This window comes from Saccharothrix sp. DSM 118769, assembly GCF_052936295.1.
The window spans coordinates 2733281-2752373 of the sequence record NZ_CP193627.1 but is presented as its reverse complement, the minus strand read 5'-3'; the positions used below and the strand labels follow the sequence as shown (position 1 = coordinate 2752373).

The window sequence follows — 19093 nt, the reverse complement described above, 5'->3', positions numbered from 1 at the left end:
TCTCCCCACGGGGGTCCCGGTCGCCACCGGACGCCGTCGACCGGCTCATCCCGGGGTGCGACCGGCCGAGGTGGACAGGCGGATCTCGGCGCCGCGTTCGCGGGCCATCGCGCACGCGGTCTCCCGTCCCCGTTCGCTCGGCACTCCCAGCACCGACAACCGCACCCGACGCAGCACGGACGGTTCAAGGCGGTCGAGCAGGTCGAGCAGCACGGTCCACACCCCGTCCGGCAGCACCGAACCGGGATCACCGACGGCGACGGTCACCACTGCCGGGTCGACCGGCGCACCGACCGGCACCGGCTGGTGCGGCCGACCGGCCGCGCGCAGCCACAGACCGCTGCGCATCACCCCCAGCACCCAGTGCTCGGTCACCCGGAACACGCCGGGGGCGTGCTCCACCAGTCCGGGGTGCGGCGCGCGCCACCTCCAGGGGAGGGCCGGCACTTCGCCGGGCAGGCAGCGGATCTCCCGCAGGTAGGGCATCCAGGTGGGCCTGTCGTCCTGGTCGCGCAGCACGAAGTCGAGGCAGCCCTCGCGCACGAGCGGCGCGCCGTCGACCACGGTGACGCCGACACCCAGGACCTCGGCGACCCGCCGCCCCGTGGTCACCACGTCCCGACCGTCCCCGCTCACCAGGCGGGCCGTCGCGCACAGGTCCGACGGCAACGTCGACAGGTAGGCCGCCACGTCCTCGGCGCACACCGGCGGCCCGTCCGGTACACCGACCACGACGGTCAGGTGGTGAGGCTCCGGCGCGGCCGCGTACCACTCGGAGGGGGGGAACGCCCCCTGCGGGCGCAGCACGATCCCCAGCGGGAGGTGCTCGACGACCACGCCCCCGGGGACCTCCTGCCAGGCCCCGATCGAGCCTTCCTGCCACCCCGGCGCCGGGTGGCGGGGTCCTGCCCACTGCTCGGGCTCGCCAGGGGCGCACCGCACCCACCGGCCGGGAACGCCCTCACCCCCGTCGCAGGCGAACAGGGTCTCCCCCGCGACCAGGACCGGACCGGCGGGAACGAGGAGCGTCACCCCTGTCCGCTCCGCGAGGCGGCGCCACACGGCCACGTCGACCGCCGCCAAGCCCTCCGGTGCCAGCACCCTGACTTCCCCCGGCTCCTGCCTCGCCGCCAGCACCTCGGCCAGCCGGTCGACCACGGCGGCGAGCGACACGTCCCCGAGGCCGACCACGACGGACGCGGGGCCGGGCGGCAGGTCCCGGGCGAAATCGCGCACCGACGGGTCCTCGTGCCGGGCGGACCGGATCACGACCACCGCACCGACCCGTTCGGCGACGACTTCGGGCTCCACCGCCGACAGCGCGCACCGCAGCAGGTCGGCCAACAGCTCACCCGGACCGCGCCTCGGGCCGGCTCCGATCACGCCGCGTCCCCGCGGGTGGCGCCCGGCGCGGAGTGGCCGACAACTGCTCGTAACCGGCAGGCGTCCGCTGGCCGCACGGCAGTTCTGGGCATCTGTTCTCCTGGACGGACAGCCGGCTCCACCGCTCGACGACGTGGAACCGGTACTTTGCGGATCGAGGTCGAACCTAGATCAAGAGCACGGTGCGACGAGCGTCCGCGACAGAGCGTGCCCATCAGTCGTGCCAGGTCTGCCCCTACATGCCGGGCACTCGTCGGGCGAAGGCGGCGTCGTGGCGCCTGGCACGGGCGTGCAGGCGGACAGCGGCGGTTCGCCGCTCCTGTTCGTACCAGGCGAGCGCAGCGGTGACATCGGAGCCGGAGGCCAGCGCCACGGCGAGCACGCGGGCGTCCACGACCGCCTCCGTCGGCCCTCGGCCCGTGCTGGGGCACAACGCGTGGGCGGCATCGCCGAGGAGGGTCGCGTTGTGCGTGCTCCACCGGGGCAGCGGGTCGGATTCCGTTCCGGCGTACCTGTGCACGTGCGGCGAGGCCCGGAAGGTTTCCGTCAGGTCCAGCGAGTCGAGGCCCAGGTCGCCGAAGTCGCGTTGGACGCCGACGGCGCTGACGCGCTGGTGCCAGCCCGAACCGCCCACGTGCTCACCCGCCTCGAACTTTCGCCGTGCGATCCACGCGACGAGTGCGCGCCCCGCACCGGCGGGGGCGATCGGGAACAGCGTGACGCCGCGGTGGCGGTCCCCCAGGACGACGAGCGAGTCCCCGGTCGGGAGGTTCTCGACCACGGCCGTCCCGTGCCAGGTGACCACGCCGTTGGAACCGGGGCGGCACGCCCCCGGCGCGACAGCCCGCCGCACGACCGACCCGACGCCGTCCGCGCCGATCACCAGGTCGGCGCAGGCCACCTCGGTGACACCGCGGTCCGTGTGCGACAGGGCCACTTCGGCGGGCCCGTCCAGCCGGGATGCGCACGCGACCACCTCGGCGGACGTGGTGAGCGCGTCCGGCCCCAGCCGGGCACGCACCGCGTCGGCGAGGACGCTGACCAAGTGCTCGCGCCGCACCGAGAGCTGCGGCCACGGGAAGCCCGCCGAGCGGCCGAGCGGCTCCTGCCGGACCAGCTCGCCGGATGGGCTGTAGTGCTTGACGCTGCCGGGTGTCACCGCACCGGTCACGACCTGGTCGAACAGGTCGAGTTCGATCAGCTCGCGGACCGCGGCGGGGCGCAGGACGAGCCCCGCGCCGGTGCTCCCGGTTCGATCCCCCGCTTCTACCACGCGGACATCGGTGATCCCTGCGGCGTGCAGGCTGATCGCGGCGGCGAGCCCACCGACGCCACCGCCCGCGACGAGGACTTTCACGGAGTGGCGCTCCTCTCGCGGCGACTGTCTTGGCGGTGTTGTCCGACCACGCGAGCGGCTGCACCCACATGCCGGTGGTGACGTGCTCGGGACGCGCGCCGAGCCTGCGCGGCACCTCGCCCCAGCGCACCCCGTCAGTAGGGCGTGACGCTGTGGGAACCGAAGTCGGGCCCGGTCTGGACGAGCGTCTTGTGGGGGGACGGGAGCATGGTGATCACCGGCGAGTACAGCAGGATCTCGCTGTTCTCGCGGAAGAAGGTGAGGTAGAGGTGCTCACCGTGCTCGGCGGGGAATTCGAAGCACCCCCCGAACCGCACGGTCGGGCTGATGTAGTAGGGGTCGAGGAACGTGACCTGCACTGAGTAGTCGCCGTCGTTGCACACCATGAACATGGTGCTCTCCTCGGCGTTGGCCGTGCCGGTCGGACCGACCACGCCGGCGAGGCTCAACACGAGAGCCACCGCGATCGAGGCGACGCGCCTGGACAAAGACATCTTCAGTTCACTCCTTGAGCCGGTGACGCGAGGCGCAGCGGGAACCCGTTCCAGCTCTCGATCAGCGTGTTCCGGTACAGCGCCTCGGCGTGCTCCTGTCGGTGGGCGTGAAGCCGTGCACCGACCACCTTCACGACTGCTGCGGCGAACCTTCAACCCGTCCGGGTGCTCGTTGCACGTTGGGTTGTGCGCGCCTGCCCGAACGAGACGAGCCACGCGTGACCACACTCCTGTGTGGACCGCAGACGCGCAGGGCCGCCCACCGGGGTGCGGGCGACCCTGCTTGCCGTCGGGACGGACCACCGTCAGTAGGGCAGCTTGCCGTAGACGGCGTAGGAGGCGTCGGCCCAGGTCTGGACCAGCGTGCGGCCGGAGGGGTAGGTGCGGTCGAGGGTGCTGGAGAACCGGTAGCCGGTCCACGTTTCGTAGGACACGTAGAACGGCTCGTCGGTGACCGCGGCGATCTCCACGCACTCACCGGGCGCCACCGCGTAGGTCGACATGTCGCCGCGCCACGGGAACACCGCGGCCGCCGAGTAGCCGGAACCGTAGTTGCACAGCTTGAACGCGGTCGACGCCGCGTTCGCAGTGCCGGTCACACCCACCATCGAGAGGAGACTGAGCACCACCCCGGCGGCGAGGGCCACGGCGGTCGACTTGATTCGCTTCGAGAACGTCATGTGCGGCGGACTCCTTGGTCGAGAACAACTCCGGGTCGAGAACAACTCCGGACGGAACAACGCAGACTTTTTCCCACCCGGCCCGGGGCGACAAGGAACAAACCCGGTAGGTGCGCCTTGTGCCGCACCCGGTTGCCCGAAAGGCACCGTCTTCGACACCCGCGGAGCGGGGGGCCGGTCGGTCCGGCGGCGCGGCCCCGGTACGCCGATGCCCGGTGGCGATCCGGAACACGGGTCGCCACCGGGCATTTCGGACACCTGGTCACACCTCGACGGCGAGGGGGTGGTTCACCGCGGTCGGCTTCAGGCGTCGGACCGAATGAACGCACCCCGCCCGGAGGAGTACAACGCGACGTCGGACGGGCTGCCTCCTCGGGCAGGTCGCCGTGCCCCGCCGCGCCGTCCGGGGGTGTGCCGGGCCACTGAACCGGTCTCCTCGTTTTGTCGAGTTCACCGCGGGTGCCAAAGTCGATATCTCCCGTTAATGCTTCCACCCCGGCCGACCATTAAGCTCCGAGATTCCCCTGCACCGAACCGTCGTCCGCCGTCGAGCCCCCTGGACGAATCATGCCTGCTGTCGAACGGCTGTCCGCAGAATTCCTCGGCCCGGTGCGCGCGCTCCTCGGCGGGACCGAGGTCGACCTGGGAGCCGCCCGCCGCCGAGCCGTCTTCACCGTCCTCGCCCTGCGCGCCGACCAACCGGTGGCCCTGGACGACCTGGTCGCCGACGTGTGGGGCGACCGGCCACCGGCCAACGCCGAGGCGTCCGTCTACACCTACGTCTCGGGCCTGCGGAAGCTCCTGGAACCGCACCGGTCCGCCCGCTCGGCACCCGAGGTCCTCGTCTCCACGGGGGCCGGCTACGCACTGCGCCTGGGGCCTGAGGCGACGGACGTGGCGCGGTTCGAGGCGCACCGCGGGCGGGCCGACTCGCTGGCCGCCGGCGCGGCGGTGAAGGAACTGGACGAGGCGCTGTCCCTGTGGCGCGGTGAGGCGCTGTCCGGTGTGCCCGGTCCGTTCGCCCAGGCCCAGCGCGCCCGGCTCTCCGAGTTGCGGCTGGTGACCGCGGAACGGCGCGCCGAGCTGGCGCTGGGGCTGGGCAGGCACACCGAGGTCGTGACCGCGCTGACACCGCTGGTCGTCGAGCACCCGCTGCGGGAAGGGCTGCAAGCGCTGTTGATGACCGCCCTGCACGCCGCGGGCCGGCACGCCGAGGCGCTGGAGGTGTTCCGGAACACCCGCAGGGTGCTCGCGGACCAGTTGGGCATCGAACCCGGCGCCGAACTGCTCGAGGTGTACCAGCGGCTGTTGCACGGGATCATCGCGCCGGCCGCCCCGCTGCGCGCCACCATCCCGGTGCGCAAGCCGCCGTCGCCGCCGAACGTGGCCGGTCGGCAGCGCGAGCTGGCGGTGCTGCGCGGCGCGCTGGCCGACCTCGGCGAAGGGCGCGGCGGCAGCGTGTGGGTCGAGGGCGAGCCCGGGATCGGCAAGTCGGCCCTGGTGGCCGCGCTGCTCGCCGAGGCGGTCGGGCAGGACCGGCCGATCGCCTGGGCCGAGGGCGACGAGCTGGGTGCGCGGTTCCCGCTGCGCCTGCTGCTGGACTGCCTGGAGGTGACCACGACGTCGACCGACCCGCGTCGCGCGGCGGTGGCCGAGGCGTTGCTGGAGAGCGGTGTCGCTGATCCGGAACTGGAGGCGGTCGGCAGGTTGGTCGACCTGGTGACCGAGCTGTGCCGGAGCGGCCCACTGGTCCTCGCCGTGGACGACCTCCAGTGGGCCGACGAGTGCAGCGCGTTGGTGTGGGACCGGCTCGTCCGGTCGACCCGCCGGCTGCCGCTGCTGCTGGTCGCCACGTACCGCCCCGTGCACTGCCGGGATGACCTGGACCGGCTCCGGGAGGCCGTGCGCGGATCGGGCGGCCAGGTCCTGCGGCTCGCCCCGCTGCCGCAGGAGGCGGTGGTCGAACTCGTCACCCGCCACCTGGCGGCGACGCCGTCGGAGGGCCTGCTCGCCCTGGTCGACCAGGCCGGCGGCAACCCGTCGTACGTGATCGGGGCCGTGGACAACCTGCTGGGGCGCGATGCGATCCGGGTGCGCTCGGGCGTCGCCGAGGTGGCGGTGGAGGAGGACGACGCGACGTGGCGGGCGGGTGCGGTGCCCGCCGACCGGTTGGACTTCCTGTCCGCCGACGCGATCGAGGTGCTGCGCGCGGGATCGCTGTTCGGCGTGGAGTTCGCCATCGGTGACGTCGCGGTCTTGGTGGACCGACCGGTGTCCGAGCTGGTCGCCCCGGTCGAGGAGGCGATGTCGGCGGGCGTGCTGGTCGAAGCGGGCCCGGAGTTCGCCTTCCGGCACCCGCTGGTGCGGGACAGCCTGTACGGGGGCATGCTGCACCCGGTGCGCGCCGCACTGCACCGGCAGGCCGCCCAGGCGCTGGACTCCGCGGGCGCCCCGGCGTTGCAGGTCGCCCGCCACCTGGCCTCCGCCACCATGGACGCCTGGAGCGCGGCATGGGTGGCCGACAACGTCCGCGAGATCATGCTGGTGGACCAGGAGCTGACCGTCGCGCTGGTCGACGCGGCGGCCGATCGGCCGTCCTTGAGCGAGGCGCAACGCGACCGGCTGACCTCGTGGACGGCGTGGTTGAAGTTCTGGCAGGGCAAGCGGCCGGAGAGCGAGGCCAAGGCCGTGCTCGCCCGGACCAAGGACGCCCACCTGGCCGCGGAGATGCGCTGCGTGCTGGCGATGCTCTACCTCGGTGAGGGCCGGGTCGAAGCCGCGGCCGGCACGCTGCGGGTCGCCGTGGAGAACGAGGCGACACCCGAGCCGTGCCGGACGCGCCAGCAAGCGCTGCTGGCGGACGTCCACCGGTCCGGGTTCGCCGACCTGGAGACCGCCGAGCGGCACGCGCACGACGCCATCAGCCGGGCCGAGCAGTCGGCCGACGGGTTCGCGATGAGCCACTCGCTGCGCGTGCTGTGGCAGATCAGCACGGCCCGGCGCGACCACGTGGAGGCGCTGGCCCAGGTCGACCTGGCGCTGACCATGATCGGCGACCCGCAGGACGTGCACGAGCTGCGGCCGGTGCTGCTGGAGAACCGGGCGTTCACGCTCCAGCAGCTGGACCGGCTGGACGAGGCCGCGCAGGCGCTGCGGAGCGCGCGCGCCAGGGCGCGCAGGGGCCCCAGCGCGACGTTCCTGCGCGTGTACACCGCGGTGCACGAGTTCTGGACGGGCCGCTGGGACGAGGCCCTGACCGGCCTCGGCCACGCGGCGGACGTGGTCGGCCACCTCGGTGCGCAGGGGCACGGCCCGGCTCTGCTGGTGCCGGGCATCGCGGCACTGGTCGAGGCACGCCGGGACCGGCTCGACGAGGCGCGGGCCCACCTGGCCGCGGTGCCGGACCAGCCGGTGGTGCTCGTCGCGGACCAGGAGCACGCGGACTTCCTGCTGGCCGCGCGGGCGTACGTCGCCGAGTGCGGGGGCGCGGACGTGGCGGAGGTGTTCGCGCACCTGGAGCCGCTGCTGTGCGACCGGCCGGGGCACCTGACGCTGCGGCACCAGTGGATGCCCAACGCCGTGCGGTCGGCCGTCTCGGCCGGTGCGCGGGAGCTCGCCGAACTCGCCTACCGGGTGTGCGCGACCGAGGCGGCGCGGGAACGGGTGCCCGCGCGGGCGTTCGCGGCCGAGGCGCGCTGCCGGGGGTTGCTGCGCGGCGACCCCGAGCCGCTGCGGACCGCGGTGACCCGGTACCGGCTGGCCGGGCGTCCGGTGGAGCTGGCCGAGGCGCTGGAGGACTTGGCGGTGGTGCTCGTCGGTGTCGGTGAACGCGCCGACGCCGAGGCCGCCTGTCGGGAGGCGGTGGCGGGCTACCGGGCGCTCGGAGCGGTGCTCGACGCACGCCGGGCGGAGGAGAGGCTGGTCAGGGCGTTGACCGGGTGATCCGACCCGGGCGTGGGCGGTGTTCGCGCCGCCCACGCCGCACGCGGGCGCGGCTCACCGGATCAGATGAGGCCGGAGCGGACGGCGTACGCCACCGCGTGCGGCCTGTTGCGCAGGTTGAAGCGGGTGGTCACGCCGTGGATGACGTTCTTCACGGTGCGCTCCGAGTAGGACAGCCTCACCGCGATCTCCGCGGTGTCCAAGCCCTCCGCCATCATCCGCATCACCTGCTCCTCGCGCGGCGTGAGCCGGTTGCGCGGCGTACCGCCGTCCGCCTCCAGCAACTGGCACTGCAACCGCTCCAGGTCCTTGAGCAGCACGCCGATCAGGTTGGGTGGCATGAGCCCGTCACCGGCCGCCGCGGTCATCACGCTGTGGATCAGGCGTTCGCTGGTGGCCGCGGCCTTGGGCAGGACGGCCACCACGCGGCACTCCAGCGCCGTCGGCAGCTCCGACTCCTCCAGGTCGGCCACGACCAGCACGACCGGCGTGCCGATCTCGGCCGCCGCCCGCCGCATCCCGGCGACCACCTCCGCGGTCAACCGGTCCACGGCGACCACGGCCACCTCCGCGAGGTGGCGCTGCTCACCGGGCAGCAGCACCACCTGCGGGTGTGCCTCGAGGTGGCCGACCAGCCCCGCCAAGCTCAACGGGTCCGCCGCCTGAACAGCCACTTTGACCTTGCGCACTGCTGCCTCCGAATGACTCCTGTTGTCCTGGGGAGAGTCTGCGCGATGGTCACCACATGCCGTCTGAAGCCGATCTACACGCGTTCTCCAGAGTCCTCACGAAGATGAAGAACGGTCCTGACCAGCAGGAACCTCCGGAATTTCCACCTCGGTGACGACCGGACCCCTGTCGGCGGTGCCCGCGACGTCGTCCGCGGTGCCCACGGTGTCGTCCACCGCGGTGCCCGCGACGTCGTCCGCAGCCGCACTCGCCGGCGGCACGTCCCAGGGCACCACCTCCAGGGTGCGGCCGTCGCGGAACTTCTCGTAGGCCGCGGCGACGTCCTCCTCCGTCATGACGTGGGTGCGCCGCATGAAGTCGCCCAGCAGGCGCGCCGAGGCGGGACCACCGGGGTTGAACAGCACGTCCACCCCGTCGGCCAACATGACCACCAGGTCCGACAGGTCGATCCGCTGCCACTCGGGGGAGAACACCCGGCGCCGGTTCACCTCGGAGGTCGCGATCACCACGCACGGCACGTCATCCGGGGAGCGCATGACCAACGGGCGCTCGTCACCGTTCATCGCGACGTCGAACAGCGAGTCGCGCAGCAGCAACTGGAGCTGTTCCGCTTCGGCCTCGCCCTTCATCAACAGGCGGAGCACCGCGTCCAGCGGGTCGGTCGGCGAATCGGGGTCGGACGGCACGTACGACGGGTTCGCCCGGAAACGTCCCACTTGTCCCTCGGGCTCGACCGGCCACAACCCCACCACCGCCTCCAGGGGCGGCGCCTCGTCCTCGCTCTCCGGCTGCCAGGTCGGGTCCATCAACAGGAACCAGTTCTCGGTGTCCGCGTCTGCGGCGACCATCCCACTCCTCCTTCGTCGCGGCGCGCCGGGATTCGGCGGCCGATCGTTCCCCGGTTCCACCCCCGGAACCCGCAGGGCCAGTTCAGCGGATCGTCGAGCGCTCCGGTCCGCAGCGCCCACCCAGCGGGCCCCATCGGGCACCCGAGTCTTCCCCAGTGGCCAGGGGACGGGCATTCGACGGGGGCCGCGGCACGGTCGGCTCATCCCCTGTCGAAGAACACCACAGAATCGGCCGAAGGACTCGGCGCCGTTCCCGCCGGCCAGACCCGGGTCGCACCCGACCGGAACATCTCCACCTCACCTGGGACGGTCTCCACCAACACCGACCGGTTGTCGAGCCTCCCCCAGTGCCTCATGCTCACCGCATCCGCGGTCGAGCAGCTGAAAAAGGTGAGCTTCGTACCGGGAGGAGCGAACCCCATGGCGAACAACAGGACCAAGAGGGAATGTCCGTCAACCCACTCGGTTTGCCCGGTCTTGAGCCGAACGCCAAGCCCTTTTCCGCTGCGGGGTGCCATCACGTAACGCCGACGGGGATCCGCAGGAAGTGGGAGGTTCCGGGCGGCGCCGTTGCGCACGGCTTCCCGAAGCGTCTCCGCCTCGCTGCCGGTCATGAAACTCACGCCGACCGCACGGCCGTCGTTGTCGGCGAGAGTTTCGTACACTACGACGTCCGGCCGGATATCCGGCAACCTCACCGCCGACGTCCGCACCGCGTTCCTCGTAGACAGCCCTTCGACGAAGTTCCCCGCACGGCGGAAGGAAAGCAGTCCTGTGGCCCCTTCCTCGTACACGGCTCCGGTCGGCGCCCACACGAGCACGGGGGTCCCCTCCGCATCCTCGAGCGCCTGGCGCACCTCGGTGTTCAACGAGGGAACGCCCTGCTTCGACACGAGGCCGGCGAAGCAGCTCAGAAGTACCACCGGGGTTCCTGCGGGCGATACCTGCACCTTCCTGGCTAGGACGATCTTCGCGATCCGGTCGCCTTTCACCAAGACCTGATCACCCAGCAAGTACGGGACGTCGGTCCGAACCCGGAAACCCATCTGGGTTCCGGTTCCGTGCGCCTGGACCTCCCAGGGCGGCGGCACTGACCCCGCCCACGGCACCCTGAACCTCCGATCGGACACAGCCACGCCTTCGGCCGGGGTGTCGTGGACGGTGAAGTAGTCGCTGGGGTACGCGGTCCTGGCAATCCCCCTGGCCGCCATCGCCACCAGGTCGTACTCGAAGAACGGCAGGAACTGCCTGACCACCCTGCCGGTGCCCGCCTCGGTCGTCAGGTATTCCGCGTACTCCGGGTCCTCGGGCGGTTTCCGCGTGATGAGGCGATCGGCGCCGGGGAGCACCAAGCGGCCGCCGTCACCGAAGTTCAACGACCCGGTCGAGTAGTGCACCGAGCGGTGGTAGCCGCCTCTCGGCAGTTCCCGCGCGAAACCATCCCCGTCGACCACCTCGCCGTTGAGCGCAACCAGCAGGAACGGCTTCACCGGTTTCGTACCCGCCGCCGAGCGCACATCGGGGTCGTTGTAGGTGACCGCGCCCAGGTCCGCTCCGGAGTACACCACCGGCACGTTGGCCGCGTTCAAGCCGACGTACCCGTGCGGCCCCCGCGTCACGAAGATCATTAGCGGCGTCGAGGCGCCGCCCCACGGCGGCTCTTCCTCCGAGCCGTCCGATACGAGCAGTCGCCGCAGGCTTTCCGGCGTCACCCCGGCAGCCCACTCGGACAACTGCCGCAGCAGCTCGTCGTCCCCCGGTGAACGCATGAGGAAGCCGATCACCCGATTGTCCGCGCCGCGCACCGCGATCTTGCTCAGGTCGCCCGCGCGCCACACCGACACCAGTTCGAACCGGGCTTCCACCGGTCGAATCGCACCGTCGGCCACTCGTGCCCTGCCTCCGGAGAGGGCGTACACATCGCGGAAGTCACCCGTCTCCCGCAATGCGCCGGCGAAGTCGAACTCGAACCCGCCGAAGCCCACACGCAGATCCGCGTGGTCACCCATCAGCACCAGCGGACCCGACCGGCTCCCCAGGAGGGCGGCGAGACGCAGGTCACCCAGCCACATGCGCCCGAACTCCGCACCGCTCAGCTCCACACCGCCGCCATCTACCGGGTACACCGTCATGTGGCGCTGGGCGGAAGGCAGAACTACGAACAACGCCGCATCGCCCCACGGGCCCGCCACCGGAACACCGCTCAACAAGGCCGTGACGAGTTGGTTCTGCGCCACCAGGCCGGGACCGGGGTCGGGAAACACCACCACTGAACCATCGTCCGACACCACGTGCACCACATCGCCCATCGACAACGGCACTCCCGGCCGGTAGGCGCGGCCAGACGGGATGAGTACACCGAACCCCTCCATGTAGTTGACCGGCCCGGTGTACTCGAAGGAGGGGCGCGGCCCGATCAGGCGGATCAACTCGGTCAGCAGCCTCTGACCCGAGTCGTCCGCTTGCTCGCTGAACATGGTCACCACGAGAGGACGTCGTACCGCTCCGTCCGCGAAGCGCCGGAAGAACTCGTGCTCCGCGACGTGGTGGGCCGCCTTTTCGGGTGTCACGGCGAACAGGCGAGTGCCCACCAAGAGCAGGACTTCCCCATTCCGCGCGTTCAGGTGCAACATGAAAGGCCTGGCACGGTTCCCGTCCGCAGCAGCAGCCCAGGGAGCCGGGGAAACCGAAATACTCCCCGAGCCCGTCGGCGACGCCACGACGCGCAGCGAGTGGTCGGTGGCCACTCGGACGCTGTCCGAAAGTTCAAAACTCAGATCCCGATCGACGGGGAACTGCATGCCGTACTCCCGGTTGTGCCCGTCGTGGAGAGGCTCCCAGAAGATGTCCTCGGTCCGCGGCGGCACAAGGGAAATCAGTTCACCACGGTGGAGGTCAACCCGTCCGTGCTCGTCCACCACCACCGGTCGATCGGTGACCATGGCGTACCGGTGCAGACCGGCGCGGTGCAGCGCGACGGCGAACTCCCGCGCCGCGACCACGTGATCGCCCGTTCCCCGCCGGTCCACGACCAGCACGACCTGCATTCCGGGGGTTCCGAGCGGGTGTCCGGGTGACGCCGCCACCTCGGCCGCCAACCGGGCCCCGTCCACCCGGTTCCCGCGCACCGTGAACGCCCCGTCCTCGAACGTCACGTACACGCACACCCGTGGGGACGACGTCCACATCGGCAGCAGACCGTCATGGACGTTCCGCCACCGGACGGCATCCTCCGGACCACTGGGGAACACGATCCCCCCGGCCACAGCCGCATTCGCGCCGAAGGCGAGCGGGGCCATCCCGCCGAAGAGCAGCACGGACCCCTCCGACAGCGGCGGCACCTCCTCCGCAGACCAGATCCGTACATCACCCGACCGGTTCAGTTCGACCCTGCCCGGAAGAGTGCGCACGGAATTGCGGGGGAGGTGCCTCTGCCCCCAGAGGCGCAACTCACCAGCTTGATCATCGGTGATGTCGCAGCTCAGGAAGACCAACGGCGCGCCGTTCTCGACCACGTCGAGGGACGCCAGCAGCCGCGTGAACGAAGCAGGTCCCATCAAGGCCGTGCCGCCCGACTTCAGCGGTACGCGGAAGCCCTCCGCGTCGTGGTGGACCGCCACGAAGAAGTCGGGCGCAGCCGCACCCCCGGAAAACCCGCGGCCTGCGCCCCGGTCAAATGCCTGTCGGGCGATCACGCCCTCCTCGGCGGCCAGGAAACCGATCCCCACCCCGTTTCCCTCGTGGTCCTTCAGGTCGACGAACACCACGTCCCCCGGCCTGGTCCCCGGCGGTGGTGCGGCGTCCGGCAACGGATCGGCCGGTCGGGATGGGCTGCTGGCCCAGTGGGCCCCGGCGACGGTGAAACCTGTGCCGTTCCTCACGGTCATGATCCCGGTCAGCGGGTCCTTCACCACATCGCCCCGGGCTCCCCATGCTGGAACAGCCAGACGGTGGGCGATCACGTTGAGCACGCTGTGACCATTCGTTTCGCTTCGCATTGCGCTCGCGGACGAACCGAAGATGATGGAGAAATCTTCACCGGACGACGCGACCGAGCGGTAATCGACATCAATGTTGATGAGATTGGCCAGCGAATCCCCCTTCAGCTCCACCAGATCGCCCGGAACGTGCGGATAACGAGTGCGAACAGTGGCCAAGACGTGACCGGTGCCTCCCTGACCGTCGACGAACCATCTCCTCCCGGATGACCGCATCCAGAGCGAATCGAATGTCACGACAGACTCGGAGGAGCCCTCCCGGCCATCGGGGACAGAATCCACCACGACGTAGTGTTCGACCCCCGAACGAGCCGCGTTCAATTGCGCACTGGCAAACTCCGCCGCATCACCCGGACGACTGGTGACGATCTGCCCGTACACGTTGCCATCACGATGGTTGACATGCGCATAAGTCATGATCTTATCGACGTACACGGACAGCCGGGCATTACTGACCGTCCACCTGTCCCGACCACGGGTCGGACGCCCTTGCAGCAGCCAATCCGGGGAGTCGACTCGCGAGAACAATCGACGCATATAACCACCGCGACGCAAAGGTTCCATGAAAGCGGGGTTCAGGGTGAAACGAGCGGGCCCCACGAACAGGAGTGGCGACCGCATGGCAGCGTCAGCCATTGCGCGCAAGTCCCGGTCACCGCTCAACACCGTGGCGACATCGACCCTGTGGACTCTCTTCTGCTCGCCGTCCCGACCGATCACGTCGAAGTTCACCTGCCCGACCAGCAGGGGCGACAGGAAAACGGTGATGGGCGGGTTGTCGAGCCGCTGCTCGTCGTCTCTGATTCCGCCCGCTTCCCGGATCGATGCCTGCAGCGAGCGGGGGGTGGCCCCGGCGACCCAGTCCCGCACCTGCTGGGCGTACTCGTCGTCACCTGGTGAGCGCATGAGCAGGGCACGGATCGTTCCCGCGGCGTTGACCAGCGCCTCGGTCCGGAGGTCACCTGCCCGCCACACCGATACCAGCACCGACATCCAGTCGAACCCTGTCGGCGTTTCGACCAGGCGGCCGGGGTCGACCACGTAGACGTTCCGGAAATCACCACGCGTCCGCAAGGCGCCGGCGAAATCGAACCCGAACCCGCCGAAATCGATCAGGTCCGCCGCCTTCGCACCCACGATGACCACCGGTCGACCAGGTGACGACATCTTTTCCCGGAAAACCTCCGACTGGAACATCAGATCGACGAAGTCCGCCCCGCCGAACTCGCCGCCCCGCCCTTCGAGCGAGTAGGCGAAACCATATCGCTCCGCCGTCGGGATGCTCAGGATGATCGGCTTTTCCCCATTCCTGAGCGGCCTCTCCGCGACAGCGCCCAGCACGGTCGCCATCCGCTGTCGATGAGCTTCATCGGCACTCGGCGTGGAAAAGGTGAAGATATCACCGGTGTCCGACGCGTGATGATCGACGTGCGCCAGGTCCAGGAACACGCTGCGGTGGAACTCCGCACCCTCCGGGATGTCCGCCACCACGCGGCCCGGGCGGACGTCGACATCACCCGCGAACCAGTACATGTCCCACGGGCCACCGGTCAGGCGCACGACCTCGTCCAACAAGCGATCCACCAGACCGCGGTCCGCGTCCCCGGACAACACCCACACCAACGGGCCGCGCACCGCCGCACCCGACACCGCCTCGAACTCAGGCCGCGACACCACCAGCCCGGACATCTCCTCGGCCGAGACCCTCGTCGCCCCCTCCGGCCCTCGGACGAGGAAACTCCCGCCCTCCACCGAGGCGAACACCACAAAAGGCTTGGACCGCCCGTCGTCCAACGACGCAGCCCACGGTGCCACCGTCGCCGACACCGAACCGTCGACCGCCACCGAACCCACATAACGCAACGTGTGGACAGTCGCCGATCCCGCCATGCCCGCGATCAAACCGGCCAAGGTCGGATCGACCACGAAGTTCAAGCCGAACCCACGACCAAAACCGTCCACCAACATCGGACCCTGCACATCGACGACACCGGGGGCGACCAGCTCAGCCACATCGTCGAACACGCCCGGGTCGTGCCGACCACTTGAGGCGGCCAGGTCGCTCAAGTCGATCCCGGGTTCCGTCGATCCCGACGAGCCGCGGTGATCGCGTCCGGCCGAAGCGGCGTTCGACCTCGGGGCAACCGCGATGGGCTCGTCGTCGAAGAACATCGAGTCGTGCGCCGGTGACGCCTCCTGGGAGGCCATGTCCGGAGGGGCGTCGGCGAGCACCAGCGCGTCGGCGGGCCGCAGTGGAGACCAGGCGGGCTCCAGCACGCGGAAGCCGCCTGAGGCCGTCAACTCCGCCTCGCCCGGGAACGGTACGAACCCGCCACGGCGGCCGAGACCCCGCACCGTCGCGCGCAGCGGAGCGCCATCCGCGATCGAACAGCTCAGCAACACCAACCTCGCATCCGGAGCGATTCCCCTCCTCACGGCGAATTTGAGGAAATCGGCATCGCTCAACACCACCTCACCACCCGTTTTCACGGGCAGGCGGAAGCCGTCCTCGTCGTGGTCCGCTACCACGACGAAGAAATTGGCGGCGCCGTCCAAGTTCGGAATCCGCGACGCGACACCGGCGCTGAACGCAGGTTTCACCACGGCAGCCGCAGGGCCTGCCAGATAGCCGACACCGATCAGTGCGCCCTGCTCGTCCGTCAATTCCACGGACTCCGCTTCCGTCAAATACTGCTTGCCCCCAAGCATGAAGGCAGCGCTTCTCCCCAGCGTCCACACCCCGGTCAGCGGATCGACGCTTCTCTCTCCCCGGACAATCCAGACCGGCACTTTCTTTCTGTCCGACAGGCGGACGTGCGGGTTTCTACCCGTGCCGGTTCTCCCATCCCAGGACGCGTCGAAGACGATCGGCCCCCTCTTGTCCGACGGGCCGGTCCCCCGATAGTGCTCATTTTGAAAGAAGAGCCCGGACAGGCCTCCTGCGTTAATTTCGACCCTGTCACCGAAGATGTGCGGTCGGCGAGTTCGATAAACTGCCGACACGGAGTCGGCGTCCATCCGCACGGTCACTTGCCACGGTTGGCGCAACGACCCCTTCCAGGGAAGTTCGACCTGCCGCTCCCGGCGGGTGGGAACACCCCGCTCGTCCGGCACGAAGTCCACTTCCACGTAGTGGTCCACCTGGAACCTGAGGGCGTTCGACTGCGCACTGGCGCGCACCGGAACGTCCTCCAACCGGTCGGGGATGATCTGCCCGTGCGCCTTCCCCGTGCCGGGGTCGATGTGCGGGTAGGTCACGATCATGCGCGAGTGGTAACTGCCCTCCGAGGTCGTGACCGACCAGTCGTCCAGACCGCTGAAGCCGAGCAAGCCGCCTGGCAACAGGTGGGCGGGTTCGTTCCGCGAGATGATCGGTCGCGCATAACCCCCGGCACGGATCTCTTTGACGAAGGACTCGTAGTGGACGAACCCGACGGCGGTGTCCAGGAGCAGCAGTGGCGACCGGGGATTCGAATCCGCGATTTCGCGCAAACGGAGATCGCCGCTCAACGCGGCGGCGACCTCCTCCCCGGACGCCTGGAAGTGATCGCCGTTCCGGAGAACGGCGCTGAAGCGGTTCTTGTCCGCGTCCTTCTTCGGCAGGATGACGACTACGGGTGCGGTGTCGCCCGACCACGGCGCGTCGACCTGTGCGCTGTCCACCATCCGAACCCACGATCGCAACGACCCAGGAGTTACCCGGGCGGCCCACTGCTCGACCTGCCGCACGTGCTCGTCGTCATCGGACGAGCGCAGCAGCAGGCCGATGGCCTCGCCGTCGGCGCCGACCAGCACCGTGGTCTGAAGATCGCCGGCCCGCGTCACCGACGCCAGCACCGGCCTGTGCTGCGGCGACCACCGCACGCCGGCCGGACCGCCGACCAGGTCGGCGAGGTCCGCCACGAAAACATCGCGGAAATCGTTTCGCTCGCGCAGCACACCGGCGAAGTCGAACCCGAACCCGCCGAAATCGAGGCGGGAGCGCATCCCGTCCCCCACGACCACCACGGGCCTGTCCAAGTCCCTCAACCCGGCCTGGAAACCGCCCGCCCCGAGGAGCAACTTCGCGAGATCGGCGCCGTCCACCTCCACCCCCGAGCCGTCGAACCCGTGGATCACGCCACGCCCGCCCACCGTCGGGACGACGACGACCACCGGCCGCGAGCGCAGCCACGAGTCGGTCAACCCGGCACCGCCCACGAGGAGTCCGATGAGCCGCTCGTGCTCGGCGCTCAACCCGAACCGGGGGAAGACGAAGGCGTCACCCGCGTCGGAGACCATGTGGAGCACTTCCCCCAGTGCTTCGGGAGACCGGCGCCGGAAGAACCCACCCGCCGGGATGTCCAACAACGCGTGCCCCGGGCGGACGCCGATGTCACCCGCGAACCAGTACATGTCCCACAGGCCGTCGCTCGACGTGACGACCGCGTCGAGCAACCGGACCACGGTCGCCTCGTCCGCGTCACCGGACAACGCCCACACCAGCGGGGGGCGCACCGCCGCGTTCGCCAGAGCGGCGAACTCAGGCCGGGCCACCACGACGTCGGCCGCCTCCTCCGGTGTGAGCCACGCTCCCCCGACCGAGAAGATCCCGCCTTCGGTCGAGAGGTACAGCACGAACGGCCGAGGCCCCTCGCCGTCCAGCGAAGCGGCCCACGGCGCCAACACCGTCGACACCGAACCGTCGCCCGCCACCGAACCCAGGTAGCGGAACGTGTGATCGGTCGACGACAACGCCGACTCCTCCACCAGCGCGGCCAGCGCCGGATCAGCTACCAGCCTCAGCCCGAAGCCACGACCGAACCCGTCCCCCAGGCCCACGACGGGCGCGGCGCCCTCCACACCCCAGGCGCGGAAGCCGTCCAGATCCGCGAGCAGGTCGCCGTAGTCCATGACGGCGCCGTAGTCCATGACGTCGTCGTAGTCCATGACGTCGTCGTAGTCCATGACGTCGTCGTAGTCCATGACGTCGTCGTAGTCCATGACGTCGTCGTAGTCCATGACGTCGTCGTCCGGCTCCGCACCGGCCGACAGGACGACCAGGTCGCGGTCGTCGACGTCGACGTCGATCGGGTCGAGTCCGGTCGGCAACGCCGTGGTGGTCATCTCGATCCGGCCCTCGTACCCGAGTGCGCGGAGCGTCCCGGCGAACTCGCTCGCCACCGGGAGGTGGTCCGCGTCGTCCGACCGGACGACCACCAGCACGACGGGTGTCCGCAGGTCCGCCGCGAGCACGCCGGTCGACCGACTGACCGCCGAGGCCACGTCGGCTCCGGTGAACGGGCTCCCGAGAACGTTGAACCTGCCCTGTCGGGTCGACGCGTACACGTGAACGGGATTCGGTCCGGACACGCGCGGCGTCATGCGCGAGTGCATCTGATTCCATCCCGCCGCGACGGCGAACCCGGGGTAGAAGGCGATACCGCCGGCCGAAGCGGCGTTCGGCCCGAGGTCGATCCCGAGCGGCTCCCCGCCCAGGAACACCGAGTCATACACCGGCGGTGTCTCAGAATCCTCCGACCAGAACCTCAGGGTGCCCGCGCGCGACAACTCGATCTTCTGCGAGAAAGTCACGACCATTCCTTGGTGGCCGTAACCACGCATTGCTTCTTCGAGTCTGCGGGGTTCGGACAACAGGCACGCGACGAACATCACCGATGTTTGCGGAGTCGTGACGAGCGTCGTGACCAGACGAGCGATG

The 19093-nt window shown here is 70.1% G+C and carries 8 protein-coding genes (1 of these 8 only partly in view); 1 reads left to right on the top strand and 7 read right to left on the bottom strand.

The genetic code is table 11. The features are described 5' to 3' along the window. Positions 1-45: 45 nt before the first annotated feature. The 4 genes from ACRAKJ_RS12625 to ACRAKJ_RS12610 all read right to left on the bottom strand — a co-directional run bounded on the left by ACRAKJ_RS12625 (position 46) and on the right by ACRAKJ_RS12610 (position 3914). On the bottom strand, positions 46-1383 hold the full coding sequence (locus ACRAKJ_RS12625) for a hypothetical protein (protein ID WP_438921725.1): 1338 nt from the start codon (positions 1381-1383) through the stop codon (positions 46-48). A 235-nt stretch (positions 1384-1618) separates the two neighbouring features. Then, positions 1619-2740, bottom strand: coding sequence for an FAD-dependent monooxygenase (locus ACRAKJ_RS12620; RefSeq protein WP_438921726.1), 1122 nt, complete (start codon positions 2738-2740; stop codon positions 1619-1621). A gap of 134 nt (positions 2741-2874) precedes the next feature. After that, positions 2875-3234 carry a hypothetical protein gene (locus tag ACRAKJ_RS12615; RefSeq protein ID WP_438921727.1) on the bottom strand — a complete coding sequence of 120 codons (360 nt, stop codon included), beginning with the start codon at positions 3232-3234 and terminating at the stop codon, positions 2875-2877. A 305-nt stretch (positions 3235-3539) separates the two neighbouring features. Beyond that, complete coding sequence (locus tag ACRAKJ_RS12610; protein WP_438921728.1) at positions 3540-3914, bottom strand: hypothetical protein; 375 nt, start codon at positions 3912-3914, stop codon at positions 3540-3542. A 567-nt stretch (positions 3915-4481) separates the two neighbouring features. On the opposite strand from ACRAKJ_RS12610, the gene ACRAKJ_RS12605 reads away from it, so the two are divergent. Further along, entirely contained in the window at positions 4482-7856 is a 3375-nt protein-coding gene (locus ACRAKJ_RS12605; protein WP_438921729.1) for a BTAD domain-containing putative transcriptional regulator, read from the top strand. Between the two features lie 62 nt (positions 7857-7918). On the opposite strand, the gene ACRAKJ_RS12600 is transcribed toward ACRAKJ_RS12605, so the two are convergent. The 3 genes from ACRAKJ_RS12600 to ACRAKJ_RS12590 all read right to left on the bottom strand — a co-directional run. After that, entirely contained in the window at positions 7919-8545 is a 627-nt protein-coding gene (locus ACRAKJ_RS12600; RefSeq protein WP_438921730.1) for a LuxR C-terminal-related transcriptional regulator, read from the bottom strand. 96 nt (positions 8546-8641) lie between these two features. Next, the gene (locus ACRAKJ_RS12595; RefSeq protein WP_438921731.1) at positions 8642-9394 is read right to left on the bottom strand and encodes a type VII secretion system-associated protein; all 753 of its coding nucleotides are present in this window, start codon (positions 9392-9394) and stop codon (positions 8642-8644) included. Positions 9395-9594: 200 nt separating this feature from the next. Continuing rightward, on the bottom strand, positions 9595-19093 hold the end of the coding sequence (locus ACRAKJ_RS12590) for a hypothetical protein (RefSeq protein WP_447009099.1). The gene runs 18827 nt beyond the window's last position; the window shows 9499 of its 28326 coding nt (coding positions 18828-28326); its start codon lies off the right edge, out of view — the gene reads right to left on this strand; it ends in the stop codon at positions 9595-9597.

What these genes read in the sequence shown, in the direction of transcription:
- ACRAKJ_RS12615 (WP_438921727.1), bottom strand. Translation starts at nt 3,234, where the DNA reads ATGTCTTTGTCCAGGCGCGTCGCCTCGATCGCGGTGGCTCTCGTGTTG.
- ACRAKJ_RS12610 (WP_438921728.1), bottom strand. Translation starts at nt 3,914, where the DNA reads ATGACGTTCTCGAAGCGAATCAAGTCGACCGCCGTGGCCCTCGCCGCC.
- ACRAKJ_RS12605 (WP_438921729.1), top strand. Translation starts at nt 4,482, where the DNA reads ATGCCTGCTGTCGAACGGCTGTCCGCAGAATTCCTCGGCCCGGTGCGC.
- ACRAKJ_RS12595 (WP_438921731.1), bottom strand. Translation starts at nt 9,394, where the DNA reads ATGGTCGCCGCAGACGCGGACACCGAGAACTGGTTCCTGTTGATGGAC.